This is a genomic window from Changchengzhania lutea, from assembly GCF_006974145.1.
Taxonomy (GTDB): Bacteria; Bacteroidota; Bacteroidia; order Flavobacteriales; family Flavobacteriaceae; genus Changchengzhania; species Changchengzhania lutea.
The window spans coordinates 1,941,787-1,954,330 of the sequence record NZ_CP039456.1; the positions used below are offsets into that span (position 1 = coordinate 1,941,787).

General features: G+C 35.0%; 9 protein-coding genes, 1 tRNA gene and 1 pseudogene. 10 read left to right on the forward strand and 1 reads right to left on the reverse strand.

All coding sequences use genetic code 11. The annotated features are described in order from the left end of the window. The first annotated feature begins 7 nt into the window (after window positions 1-7). The 7 genes and pseudogenes from FAF07_RS08910 to FAF07_RS08935 form a co-directional block, all read left to right on the forward strand. Window positions 8-1,477 (forward strand): glycosyl hydrolase family 18 protein, encoded by a 1,470-nt coding sequence (locus tag FAF07_RS08910; RefSeq protein WP_142784776.1) that lies wholly within the window; start codon window positions 8-10, stop codon window positions 1,475-1,477. 30 nt (window positions 1,478-1,507) lie between these two features. Next, window positions 1,508-2,728, forward strand: coding sequence for an exo-beta-N-acetylmuramidase NamZ family protein (locus FAF07_RS08915; protein WP_142784777.1), 1,221 nt, complete (start codon window positions 1,508-1,510; stop codon window positions 2,726-2,728). An 11-nt stretch (window positions 2,729-2,739) separates the two neighbouring features. Beyond that, window positions 2,740-5,658: an FAD-binding and (Fe-S)-binding domain-containing protein gene (locus tag FAF07_RS08920; RefSeq protein WP_142784778.1), complete on the forward strand. Its 2,919-nt coding sequence runs from the start codon at window positions 2,740-2,742 to the stop codon at window positions 5,656-5,658. A 51-nt stretch (window positions 5,659-5,709) separates the two neighbouring features. After that, window positions 5,710-7,035, forward strand: coding sequence for a sugar MFS transporter (locus FAF07_RS08925; RefSeq protein ID WP_142784779.1), 1,326 nt, complete (start codon window positions 5,710-5,712; stop codon window positions 7,033-7,035). 42 nt (window positions 7,036-7,077) lie between these two features. After that, window positions 7,078-9,006 carry a glucosamine-6-phosphate deaminase gene (gene nagB, locus FAF07_RS08930; RefSeq protein ID WP_142784780.1) on the forward strand — a complete coding sequence of 643 codons (1,929 nt, stop codon included), beginning with the start codon at window positions 7,078-7,080 and terminating at the stop codon, window positions 9,004-9,006. Between the two features lie 123 nt (window positions 9,007-9,129). Further along, window positions 9,130-9,276, forward strand: a complete 147-nt coding sequence (locus FAF07_RS18540; RefSeq protein ID WP_185956547.1) for a hypothetical protein — start codon at window positions 9,130-9,132, stop codon at window positions 9,274-9,276. Beyond that, window positions 9,275-9,571, forward strand: a pseudogene (locus tag FAF07_RS08935) (transposase); the annotation flags it as partial. The gene FAF07_RS18540 and the pseudogene FAF07_RS08935, both read left to right, overlap by 2 nt. 336 nt (window positions 9,572-9,907) lie before the next feature. Here the strand turns inward: FAF07_RS08935 and FAF07_RS08940 are convergent. Beyond that, window positions 9,908-9,989 (reverse strand) — tRNA-Leu (locus FAF07_RS08940). Between the two features lie 146 nt (window positions 9,990-10,135). On the opposite strand from FAF07_RS08940, the gene FAF07_RS08945 reads away from it, so the two are divergent. From FAF07_RS08945 to pth, 3 genes are all read left to right on the forward strand, one after another. Next, window positions 10,136-11,077 carry a ribose-phosphate pyrophosphokinase gene (locus FAF07_RS08945; RefSeq protein ID WP_142784781.1) on the forward strand — a complete coding sequence of 314 codons (942 nt, stop codon included), beginning with the start codon at window positions 10,136-10,138 and terminating at the stop codon, window positions 11,075-11,077. A gap of 88 nt (window positions 11,078-11,165) precedes the next feature. Next, window positions 11,166-11,825, forward strand: coding sequence for a 50S ribosomal protein L25/general stress protein Ctc (locus FAF07_RS08950; protein WP_142784782.1), 660 nt, complete (start codon window positions 11,166-11,168; stop codon window positions 11,823-11,825). 91 nt (window positions 11,826-11,916) lie between these two features. Next, the gene (pth, locus tag FAF07_RS08955; RefSeq protein WP_142784783.1) at window positions 11,917-12,543 is read left to right on the forward strand and encodes an aminoacyl-tRNA hydrolase; all 627 of its coding nucleotides are present in this window, start codon (window positions 11,917-11,919) and stop codon (window positions 12,541-12,543) included. Window position 12,544 lies beyond the last annotated feature (1 nt).

Here is a 12,544-nt window from a genome sequence, read left to right on the forward strand (position 1 = left end):
ATATAAAATGAAAAAATATCTCATACTAGTATACATTATTTTTGGACTACTTGTAAGTCAAGATGTGTTATCACAGGAGTCATTATTAAAAGGGGCTCACCAATTACAAAAGGAAGAATTTGGTAGTTCAAGTAATAGCTATATGGAATCTTCAAATAAAGGAGAAAGTATCACGAGCCTACAAAAAAGGAAATTTAAGCCTTTGAATAAAATGGTTTTTGGATTTCTGCCCTATTGGGAGCAAAGTAATGGAGCACATGCCAACATTAGGTACGATTTACTATCACACTTAGCATGTTTTGACTTTTTAGTACAATTGGATGCTTCTATAAATACGCCCCCAGGTTGGCCATGGGCAACAGAAATTAACGCAGCACACGCCCAAGGTGTTAAAGTTGTAATGTCTGTAGTTAACTTTGGTGGCACAGATGGAGCAGACGCCGTAGCCTGGGAAATGATGACTAATCCTGCTAAGCAAACCATATTCTTTGCCAATATTAAAAATATAATCCAAACGTATAATTTGGATGGCGTTAATATGGATTTTGAAGGCATGACATCAGCTCACAGAGGTGCAGAATTAAATACGATGATGCAAAATTTAACGACTTATATTCATGCCGAACTTCCCGGTAAAGAAGTGTCTTTTGACGGACCTGCCGTAAATTGGGGCGGATGGATTATGGATGATTTGGTAAATAGTGTAGACTATCTTATTGTGATGGCGTACGACTATACGTCTGCAAGCAGTACTAATTCTGGTCCCATTGCTCCTTTGACACATCACACATCATGGAAAAGATTTGTTCAAAGAACCATTGAAACAGGAACTTATGCTACGCCAACCGTAAATAAACCTGAAAAATTGATTTTGGCAGTACCTTATTATGGCCAGCACTGGACAACGGCTACTAATGCTTCTGAATCAGCGACAATTTCGCATGTTAGCTCTACAAGATATAGAAATACTGTCACTGAAGCTGATACTCATGGAGGTTTTATTTGGAATTCAGATTTTGAATATCCTTGGTACACGTGGAATGATGGTACTGATTGGAATCAAGTATGGACAGATAATGAAGCAAGTATTTCAAAAAAGTTCGATTTGGCATTGACCAATAACCTAGGAGGTGTCGGCATGTGGGCATTAAATTATGATGGCGTTCGTCCAGAACTTTGGGAATTAATAAACACAAAATTTGGAGCGACTGCCTCGGTAAATGATGCATATATTAAAAACAATATTCGAGTTTATCCAAACCCAACTAAAGATTTTATTAAATTATCCAACGCTCAAGATTTAAAATTTAGTAATATAGAAATTTTTAATATTTTAGGTATATCCATCATAAAATCTCATCCTGAAACTGAATCTATTTATATAGGTCATTTAACCGAAGGAATCTATTTTTTAAGGGTTCAAGATAACTTGGGCAAGCAAGCAACCTATAAAATTGTAAAATCAAATAAAATTTAAAAATATTAATATCTAACTAAAATAGCCATTATGAAATACGCAATTATTTTAATTGTTTTTGCTTTGTTTTCGTGCAATTCAAATTCAGAAAAAAAGACAACTCCTAATAATGAGGTTGTAAAAGAAGTTAAAAATGATAGCCTAATTATGGTTGGTGCAAATCAAACCGAAGGGTATCTTTCTAAGTTAAAGGGTAAGACTGTCGGTATTGCCGCTAATCAAACGAGTGTTATTTTTAAGGGAAATACAAGTGACGACTACACGCACTTGGTAGATTCTTTACTTTCATTGAAAATAAATATGTCCAAAGTATTTGCGCCAGAACACGGATTTCGTGGTAAGGCTGATGCAGGTGAACACATAACCGATGGTGTAGATTTAGAAACCAATTTACCTATTGTGTCACTTTACGGCGTTAACAGTAAGCCCTCAAAGAAAAACCTAGAAGATATAGATGTAATGCTATTTGATATTCAAGATGTTGGGGTCCGTTTTTACACCTACCTTTCCACACTTCATTATATTATGGAAGCTTGTGCTGAACTAAATATTCCCGTTATAGTTTTAGACAGACCTAATCCTAACGGACATTATATCGATGGCCCTATGTTGGAGGAAGATGTTAAAAGTTTTGTGGGGATGCACCCTGTTCCTATTGTTTATGGCATGACAATTGGCGAGTATGCAAAAATGATCAATGGTGAAAAATGGTTAGAAAATGGGATCCAATGTGATTTAACAGTAGTGGCATTAAAAAATTATATGCATGATTCTGAATATGATTTACCAATAATCCCCTCTCCAAATCTTCCAAATGCAACCTCCATTAATCTATACCCAAGCTTATGTTTTTTCGAAGGAACGAATGTCAGTTGTGGACGAGGCACAGAAATGCAGTTTCAAATATTTGGCGCGCCTTTTTTGCCTGAACAATCTTTTGATTTTAGCTTTACTCCTCAACCAAATTTTGGAGCAAAAACACCTAAGTATCAAGGACAATTATGCTTTGGTAGGAATTTAACACAGACAAAAAAGTTAAGTGAAGTTAATTTAAGCTGGTTAATGGAGGCTTATAAATTAGCGCCTCAAAAAGAAATATTTTTTAATAAATTCTTTGCAAAATTAGCGGGAACTAAAAAATTACAGAAACAAATAGAAAACGATTTATCAATTGAAGAAATACGAGAAACTTGGCAGTCAGGATTAAATACATTTAGTAAGGTTAGAGAAAAGTATTTGTTATATAATTAACTAAAGGAAATATGGAAATCAGTGCAGTACAAAATTTTAAGGAATTATCAAGTGTTTTGGAAGGAGATCTTTTTAATGATTTACTGCACAGAACCATTTATGCTACAGATGCTTCAGTTTATAGAAAATTGCCTTTAGGCGTTGCTTATCCAAAAAATAATCAAGACCTAAAAATATTATTTGATTTTGCTTCAAATAACAAAATTCCTCTTATTCCCAGAGCGGCAGGTACTTCTTTGGCTGGTCAATGTGTGGGAGATGGTCTTGTTGTGGATATATCAAAACATTTCACAAAAATAATTGGTTTTGATGAAAAAAGTAAAACAGTCACCATCCAACCTGGAGTCATTAGAGATGAGTTAAATAATTTCCTGGCACCTTATAATCTTTTTTTTGGTCCCAATACCTCAACAAGCAATAGATGCATGATTGGGGGTATGGTAGGAAATAATTCTTCAGGAACTACCTCCATTAAATATGGTGTAACCAGAGATAAAGTAATAGAACTGAAAACTATTTTAAGTGATGGTTCTGAAGTTGTTTTTAATGATCTAAAAAGTGAAGATTTTTTGTTAAAAATGATTGGCGATTCATTAGAGAGCAATATCTATAAAACCATATACAACGAACTTAGTAATGTTGAAAATCAATTGGAAATCAAAAGGGAGTACCCAAAGAGTTCCATTCACAGAAGGAATAATGGTTACGCAGTTGATGAACTATTGAAATCAAAATTATTTGGAGGAAATGATTCGTTCATAAATTTATCCAAGCTATTAACTGGGAGTGAAGGGACGCTCGCATTCACAACTGAAATCAAATTACAATTAGATGAATTGCCACCTTCAAAAAACATCGTCGTTGCTGGTCATTTTAATAGTATTCAGGAAAGTATGGAGGCAGTAGTTATTGCTATGAAACACGATCTGTATACTTGTGAATTAATGGATAAAACCATTTTAGACTGCACTAAAAATAATAGAGAACAGGTTAAAAATAGGTTTTTTGTAGAAGGTGACCCAAAAGCCATCTTAATGTTTGAAATCTGTACAGATGATGAAGACGAATCTAACATGTTGGCTAATGCATTAATTGCAGATTTAAAAACAAACAAATTAGGCTATGCTTTTCCAAAACTAACAGGCACTGAAATACATCGGGCTTTAGAACTTCGTAAAGCAGGATTAGGTTTATTAGGAAATATTATAGGTGATAATAAAGCTGTTGCCTGCATTGAGGATACGGCTGTTGAAGTAAAGGATTTGCCAAATTATATATCTGAATTTTCTCATATGATGAAAGAATTTGGTCAAGAAGCTGTTTATTATGCCCATGCTGGTGCAGGCGAATTGCATTTACGCCCTATTCTTAATTTAAAAAAGCAAGAAGATGTTGTCCTGTTTAGAGAAATAACAAATAAGACGGCGCAACTGGTAAAAAAATATGGAGGGTCTTTTAGTGGAGAACATGGTGATGGTATTGTAAGAGCAGAATTTATTCCAAAAATGATAGGTGAGAAAAATTATGCCCTTCTAAAAAGAATAAAGCAGTCCTTTGACCCTAATAACATTTTTAATAGAGGTAAAATCATTGATCCATTTCCAATGGACAAAAATCTTCGATATGAAATTGATAGAGAAGAACCAGCAATTGAAACCATTCAAGACTTTTCAGATAGTTTAGGGATTTTAAGAGCTGCTGAAAAATGTAATGGCTCGGGTGATTGTAGAAAACTTCCCGAATCTGGCGGTACTATGTGTCCTAGTTATAGAGCAACAAAAAATGAAAAAGACACAACACGTGCCAGAGCAAATGCACTTAGAGAGTTTTTGACCAATTCTGAAAAGAAGAATAAATTCAATCATAAAGAGCTCCATAACGTATTCGACTTATGTATAAGCTGTAAAGCCTGTGCAAGTGAATGCCCAAGTAACGTTGATGTGGCCACTTTAAAAGCAGAATTTTTGCATCAATATTATAAAGAGAACGGTGTTCCATTTAGATCTAAAATATTTGCAAATAGTGTAAAATTAAACAAGATAGGAAGTCTTGTTCCTGGGCTTACCAATTATATATTGAATGCCAACATCACCAAGAAAGTATTGGGTATTTCACCAAAAAGAAGTATTCCAAAATTATCTAATTCAACGTTTCAAAAATGGCACAAAAAGAATAAAAAGAGATTTACAGATGTTCAAAATATAAAGGGTGAAGTATTTCTATTTATTGACGAATTTGTTAATTATTATGATGTTGGTGTTGGAAAAGATAGCATAGAGCTTTTAACAAAATTGGGCTACAAAGTGAATATAACCAACCATGAAGAAAGCGGCAGAAGTGCTATTTCTAAAGGGGTATTAAATAAGGCGAAAAAGCTTGCAGATATTAATGTCAATTTTTTTAAAGACCATATCACTGAAGATAAGCCATTAGTAGGAATAGAGCCTTCTGCTATATTAACATTTAGGGATGAGTATTTGAGATTAGCCACTGATAAGGCTTCTGCAGAAAAAATTGCAAAGAACACATTCACAATTGAAGAGTTTTTGTTACGAGAGTTCAAAAAGAACAATATTTTGCCCAACCAATTTACAAAGGAGTCAAGAGTTTTAAAAATACATGGCCATTGTCATCAAAAGGCTTTAAGCAGTATGGAACCCACATTTAAAGTATTGTCAGTTCCTGAAAATTATAAAGTAACGATTATTAATTCGGGGTGCTGTGGTATGGCAGGATCATTTGGTTATGAAAAAGAGCATTTTGATATAAGTATGAAAATTGGAGAAGATACTTTATTTCCAAAAATCAGGAATATAAATAAAGACATCGTTATTGTTGCTGCAGGGACTAGTTGCAGGCATCAAATAATGGATGGTACACGTAAAAATTCAAAACATCCAGTTAGTATTTTAAGAGAAGCTCTTGTGTAGAATTTATTTTGATGAATAATAGTTTTAAGTATAAGTTAACTAGTATAAAATATGAATGATAAACCAAAAACACCAACAACCAATAATTTGGTTCCAATTAGCATAATTGCAGGACTATTTTTCATCTTCGGTTTTGTTACTTGGATTAATGGAGCTTTAATACCTTTCATGAAAACCATAAACGAATTGACAGACGCACAGTCTTATTTAGTAGCATCAGCGTCCTATATTTCGTTTGTAGTAATGGCAATTCCTGCTTCTTATATTATTACAAAGGTTGGATATAGAAAAGGAATGTCTTTAGGCTTGATTATTATGGCTATAGGCGCTTTGGTTTTTATTCCAGCAGCTGAAGCAAGAACCTATTGGGTGTTTTTATCAGGAATATTTATTCAAGGCATAGGAATGACCTTATTGCAAACGGCAGCGAATCCATACATTACCATTTTAGGGCCTATTGAAAGTGGTGCAAAACGTATTGCTATCATGGGGATAGCGAATAAAATTGCCGGTGCATTGGGATCACTAATTTTTGGTGCATTACTACTTTCGGGAATTGATGATGTTAAAGAAAAAATTGGAAGTGCGACATTAGAAGAAAAGGGTGTTCTTTTGGACACCATGGCGGACAGTGTTTTTATGCCTTATCTGGTTATGGCTGCTGTGCTATTGATTTTAGGATTGTTAATTAGAAAAGCGCCCTTACCACACGTTGAAGCAGCAGAAGTTGATGAACCAGTAGTAGGTGCTAGCACTAAAACAAACATTTTTCAATTTCCACATTTATGGCTAGGTGTTTTAGCATTGTTTGTATATGTAGGCGCAGAAGTTATTGCAGGAGATACTATTATTGCATATGGAATCTCACTTGGGTTTTCGGCCGCTAAGGCAAAATTCTTTACCACGTTTACATTAATGGCTATGGTAGCAACTTATGCTTTAGGAGTGTTTTTAATTCCTAAGTATGTCAAACAAGGAACAGCCTTAAAGGTTAGTGCGGTTTTAGGAATTATTTTTAGTTTTTGCATTTTGTTTACCACAGGATTTACGTCAATAATATTCGTTGCATCCTTGGGCGTTGCAAATGCATTGGTATGGCCAGCAATTTGGCCTTTAACCTTGGAAGGATTAGGAAAATTTACTAAAACTGCTTCTGCTTTGTTGATAATGGCGATATCAGGAGGCGCTATTATACCACCACTATACGGAAGGATGGTAGATGCCAACAAGCATGATCTTATGGTTAATGGAATAAATGAGGCTGATGCTTTGTCGTCAGCAGCTACAAGCAGTTATTGGATTTTAATCCCCTGTTATACCATCATTCTAATTTTTGCTGTATGGGGGCATAAATACAAAAGTTGGTCAAGAAAATAATTTATAGAAAAAAATAAAAATATAGAATTAAAAAAAATAAAAATGTTAAAAAGTAATATAGATAAAGCAACAGGTTTCGAAAAACGATTTGAAAACATAGGTACCGTAGTTTTCGAAAATTCAACTACCGCCTCTAAAGCCGTCGCCAAAGAAATAGCATCCCTTATCAAGGTTAAACAATCTCAAAAGCAGCCTTGTATATTGGGGTTAGCAACAGGAAGTTCTCCAAAAGGTTTGTATGCCGAATTGGTACGCCTGCATAAAGAAGAAGGCTTGAGCTTTAAAAACGTAATATCATTCAATTTGGATGAATACTACCCTATGGAGCCAGATTCTGTAAATAGTTATGTTCGTTTCATGAAAGAGCAATTATTCAACCATGTAGATATATTACCAGAAAACTATCATGTTCCAGATGGTCTATTATCCAAAGAGGCCATTGCTGATTATTGTGACCAATATGAGGCCAAGATTGAAGCATTGGGTGGTATTGATTTACAGGTTTTGGGTATTGGAGGCAATGGTCATATCGGGTTTAATGAGTCGGGCTCGCTTCAAAATTCAAAAACACGTTTGGTCGCTTTGGATCATATAACGAGAGTGGCGGCCAGCGGTGATTTTTCAGGTCTGGAAAATACACCCAGAACAGCCATCACTTTAGGAGTTAAAAAAATTATGGAGGCTAAAAGAGTAATTCTTTTGGCTTGGGGAGAAAGAAAATCTAACATCATTAAAGCTTCGACAGAAGGCGAGGTCACTAGTCGTGTGCCGGCATCTTACTTGCAGGAACATCACAATGCCACCTTTGTTTTAGATCAAGCAGCAGCTTCAAAATTAACACGAATAGATTCGCCTTGGTTAGTTGAAAAAATTGTTTGGACAGACAAATCCATTAGAAAAGCAGTACTAAGTTTAGCGCTTCATCTAAAAAAACCCATTTTAATGCTAACGGATGCCGATTACATTGAAAACGGTATGAGCGACCTATTGGCAGATGCTGGTCCAGCATATGATATCAACATCAAAATATTCAACAAACTTCAAAATACCATTACAGGCTGGCCGGGAGGTAAACCCAATGCCGATGACAGCAAACGTCCAGAACGTGCAGAGCCCGCAAAGAAGCGTGTACTTATTTTTAGCCCACATCCAGATGATGATATCATTAGCATGGGAGGTACCTTTAAGAGGTTGCATGAACAAGGTCATGAAGTACATGTAGGGTATCAAACCTCTGGAAATATAGCTGTGACCGATGATGAAGCATTACGTTTTGCAAGTTTTGTGTGTGATTATAATGATAAGTTCGGGATAAAGAGCGAAGAAGCCGAAGACATATATAAAAAAGCAGTCACTTTTCTAAAAAATAAAAAATCCAGTGAAATTGATTCTAAAGAAGTACGATTTATAAAGGGCTTGATTAGAAAAGGGGAGGCAAGAGCCACCTGCCATTTTATAGGCATTCCAGATGAACAGATCCATTTTATGGAATTGCCTTTTTATGAAACGGGCGCCATAAAAAAGAATCCCGTAGGGATAGCGGATGTGAAAATAACTTCAGATTTAATAGAGAAAATTAAACCACATCAAATATATGCGGCAGGCGATTTAGCAGACCCACACGATACGCATAAAGTATGTTTGGATGCTGTTTTTGCAGCAGTAAAAGAACTAAAGCCTAAAAAGTTCATGAAAGATTGTTGGGTTTGGTTGTACCGAGGCGCATGGCAAGAATGGGGAATAGATGAGATAGACATGGCAGTACCTATGGGTCCAGACCAAGTTCTGGAAAAGCGAAAAGGTATTTTTAAGCACCAATCACAAAAAGACGGTGTTGTCTTCCAAGGAACGGATAGCAGAGAGTTCTGGCAACGTGCAGAAGACAGAAACAGAGAAACCGCTGATCTATACGATGAATTAGGATTATCACATTATGCGGCTATGGAAGCTTTCGTGAGATGGGAGTATTAAGAGTATTTATTTAGTTTGTTGAATTGTTTTTTAGTGCAGGACAGGTCATAGTGTTTTATTTTATAGTTGTTTTAGTTTACACTTTACCAGCTCTCAAACTAAAAAGGACGAATTATAAATAGAATGGACGACAAGATAAAAAACAATAATCCAATTTATGCGCAAGGCATAAAGCCACAATATAATTGGAGTAAAAAAGAGCCTATAATGTCCCTAGAGTTGTACAATAAGTTTATAAATTGGATAAACACTACAGAAAGCAATAAATAATGATGATTCTATAGTTTTTACAGATAAGAGCACATCATATGTGAACATCGCCGACTATGTAGATATACATATCAGCGAAAAGTCAAACGAACGAACAACAAAAGAGACCTTGAAATGGGTGCATATTGCTATAAGCAATGCAAAAAGGAACTTCGTGGGAACATATCACAAGATTAAAGCCAAATATTTACAGCTTTATTTAAATGAGTTCATTTATAAGCTCAATAGAAGATATTTTGGTGAAAATATTTTCGATAGACTTGTAATAGCTAGCATTACAGCTAATGGACATTAAACGGATATGCAATAACAAACATTTATTTTTACCTTATTCTGAAATATAATTATGGGTGGGGGTGTCTTTTTTTTGTTCCCCAACCCCCTCGTTTTATAGAGTTTTCCTTGCCTCATACATATAAAACACTAGGAGTCCCAAACAATAAAATTTTCTTTGATAGATAAGATTTTTTATTATAACTTGCAAAGACTTCAATTAACCTTCAAACCAGACAGGGCAAGGCTTTCAAAATATCATAAAATCTTTTATTTTGGGGGATATGTGGGGATTATGCAAATAAAAAATCCTCTAAAATACTCATTATAAGTAATTTAAAAGATTTTATTCGTTTCGTACTCAAGGTGGGAATCGAACCCACACTCCCGAAAGAACTGGATTTTGAATCCAGCGCGTCTACCAATTCCGCCACTTGAGCATTTTAATGCACTGCAAAAATAATTTTTTTTATTCAAATCACCTAAAATTAGAACACTTTATACTTTTTAGGTAAAAATAAATGTCTAAATTTGCACCCAATTAAAAATTAGATAGTGTTTATCGCTATAAAACAACACATTAGGTATGCCAAATGTTAATACAGATGCAAAAATATTTTCTTGCGGACAGAGTCAAGTACTTGCTCAGAAAATTGCATTGGCTTATGGTACACATTTAGGTAATGTTATAACATCGACCTATAGTGATGGTGAGTTTCAACCTTCTTACGAAGAGTCAATTCGAGGAACTCGAATTTTCATCATAGGTTCAACCAACCCAGGTGCAGAAAACCTTATGGAAATGTTATTGATGATAGATGCTGCAAAACGCGCATCTGCAAGACATATTACAGCTGTTTTACCCTATTTTGGTTGGGCTAGACAAGATAGAAAAGATAAACCCAGAGTACCCATTGCTGCAAAATTAGTAGCTAAAATGTTGGAAACAGCAGGTGCTACGAGGATTATCACTATGGATCTACATGCCGACCAAATTCAAGGATTTTTTGAAAAGCCTGTAGACCACTTGTATGCATCCACTATTTTTCTGCCGTACTTAAAAAGTCTAAACTTAGATAATTTAACTATTGCGTCACCAGATATGGGTGGATCAAAACGAGCGTATGCTTATTCTAAAGCTTTAGGTTCAGATGTGGTTATCTGTTATAAGCAACGTGCCAAGGCTAATGTGATTTCGCATATGGAACTTATTGGAGATGTTACTGGTAAAAATGTGGTATTGGTAGATGATATGGTGGACACCGCAGGAACACTAACCAAAGCAGCGGATTTAATGATGGAAAGAGGCGCACTTAGCGTGAGAGCTATTTGTACACACCCTTTATTATCTGGGGATGCCTATGAAAAATTAAAAAACTCAAAACTGGAAGAGCTTATAGTAACCGACTCTATTCCTGTAACACAGGAAAGTGATAAAATTAGAGTCTTAAGTTGTGCAGATTTATTTGCAGATGTTATGGACAAAGTGCATCACAATAAATCAATAAGCTCACAATTTGTAATGTAGTCCCATCTCTCCCAATAATTATCGGGATTCCCAAAGGGAAGGAGTGGTTATAATAATGAATAATAATAGTTAACTATAAATTTTTAAAATGAAATCAATTACAATCGACGGATCTCAAAGAGAAAGCGTGGGCAAGAAAGCAACAAAAGCCTTACGTAATGCTGGTCAGGTTCCTTGCGTATTATACGGAGGAGATAAGCCAGTTCACTTTTCAGCAAACGAATTAGCATTCTCAAAACTTGTATACACGCCTAATGCGCATACAGTTGTGATTGCTTTAGACAATGGTGAAACATTAAATGCCGTATTACAGGACATTCAATTTCACCCAGTAACAGACAGAATTTTACACGTAGATTTTTATCAATTATTTGAAGATAAAGAAATTGCGTTAAATATCCCTGTTAATCTTGTAGGAAACTCAAGAGGGGTTAAAAATGGTGGTGTTTTAAGAAGAAACAACAGAAAATTACGTATTAAGGCGCTTCCGGCAAACTTGCCAGATTTTATCGAAATAGATATTACGCCTTTGAAAGTAGGTGATAAAGTAGCAGTTGGCGATTTACCACGTGAAGACTATACGTTCTTACATACTGACAACACAGTAGTTTGTCAAATCAAAACAGCAAGAACAGCTATTGTTGATGAAGAAGATGAAGAAGAAGGTGTTGAAGGAGCTGAAGGAGCAACAGAAGCAGGAGATGTTCCAGCAACTGAAACGGATGATGTCGCAGCAGTAAAAGAATAAATTATTCTTAATTCATAATATTTAAAAGCATTCTGTCCCGATAGCTATCGGGATTAAGAATGCTTTTTTATTTTTACAAAAACAAACTTTTATGTGCGGGTTTTTACGCTATTTATTTAAGAAGAAACGGTATATAGAAGAAACAGATGCTATGAAAAAATTTTTAATTGTTGGTTTAGGAAATATTGGTGCTCAATATCATAATACACGGCATAATATAGGTTTTAAGATTTTAGACCATTTTGCATCTTTAGAAGATTTAAATTTTGAAACCCAAAAACTTGGTGATATAGCGACCTATAAACTAAAAGGAAGAACGTTTATATTTTTAAAGCCAAGTACATTTATGAATTTAAGTGGAAAGGCCGTTTTGTACTGGTTACAAAAAGAAAATATACCATTAGAAAATTTACTTATCGTTACAGACGACCTTAATCTCCCATTCGGAAATATTAGACTTAAAACAAAAGGAAGTGATGGTGGCCATAACGGTTTAAAAGATATTCAAGACAAATTGAACACCACCAAATACAACAGATTCCGCTTCGGGATTAGTGATGCCTTTAGTACAGGACGCCAAGTGGATTATGTTTTAGGAGATTGGACAAATGATGAGAATAGCAAGCTAAAAGAACGTCTTGACCTCTCCTGTGATCTTATAAAATCTTTTGCACTTTCCGGTGTCAATAATACTATGAATACTTTTAACGGAAAGTAAA

Excerpts from the sequence above, each read along its gene's own strand:
- FAF07_RS08945 (WP_142784781.1), top strand. The coding sequence starts at position 10,136 with ATGCCAAATGTTAATACAGATGCAAAAATATTTTCTTGCGGACAGAGT.
- FAF07_RS18540 (WP_185956547.1), top strand. The coding sequence starts at position 9,130 with ATGGACGACAAGATAAAAAACAATAATCCAATTTATGCGCAAGGCATA.
- FAF07_RS08915 (WP_142784777.1), top strand. The coding sequence starts at position 1,508 with ATGAAATACGCAATTATTTTAATTGTTTTTGCTTTGTTTTCGTGCAAT.
- FAF07_RS08925 (WP_142784779.1), top strand. The coding sequence starts at position 5,710 with ATGAATGATAAACCAAAAACACCAACAACCAATAATTTGGTTCCAATT.
- pth (WP_142784783.1), top strand. The coding sequence starts at position 11,917 with ATGTGCGGGTTTTTACGCTATTTATTTAAGAAGAAACGGTATATAGAA.
- FAF07_RS08920 (WP_142784778.1), top strand. The coding sequence starts at position 2,740 with ATGGAAATCAGTGCAGTACAAAATTTTAAGGAATTATCAAGTGTTTTG.
- FAF07_RS08950 (WP_142784782.1), top strand. The coding sequence starts at position 11,166 with ATGAAATCAATTACAATCGACGGATCTCAAAGAGAAAGCGTGGGCAAG.
- nagB (WP_142784780.1), top strand. The coding sequence starts at position 7,078 with ATGTTAAAAAGTAATATAGATAAAGCAACAGGTTTCGAAAAACGATTT.
- FAF07_RS08910 (WP_142784776.1), top strand. The coding sequence starts at position 8 with ATGAAAAAATATCTCATACTAGTATACATTATTTTTGGACTACTTGTA.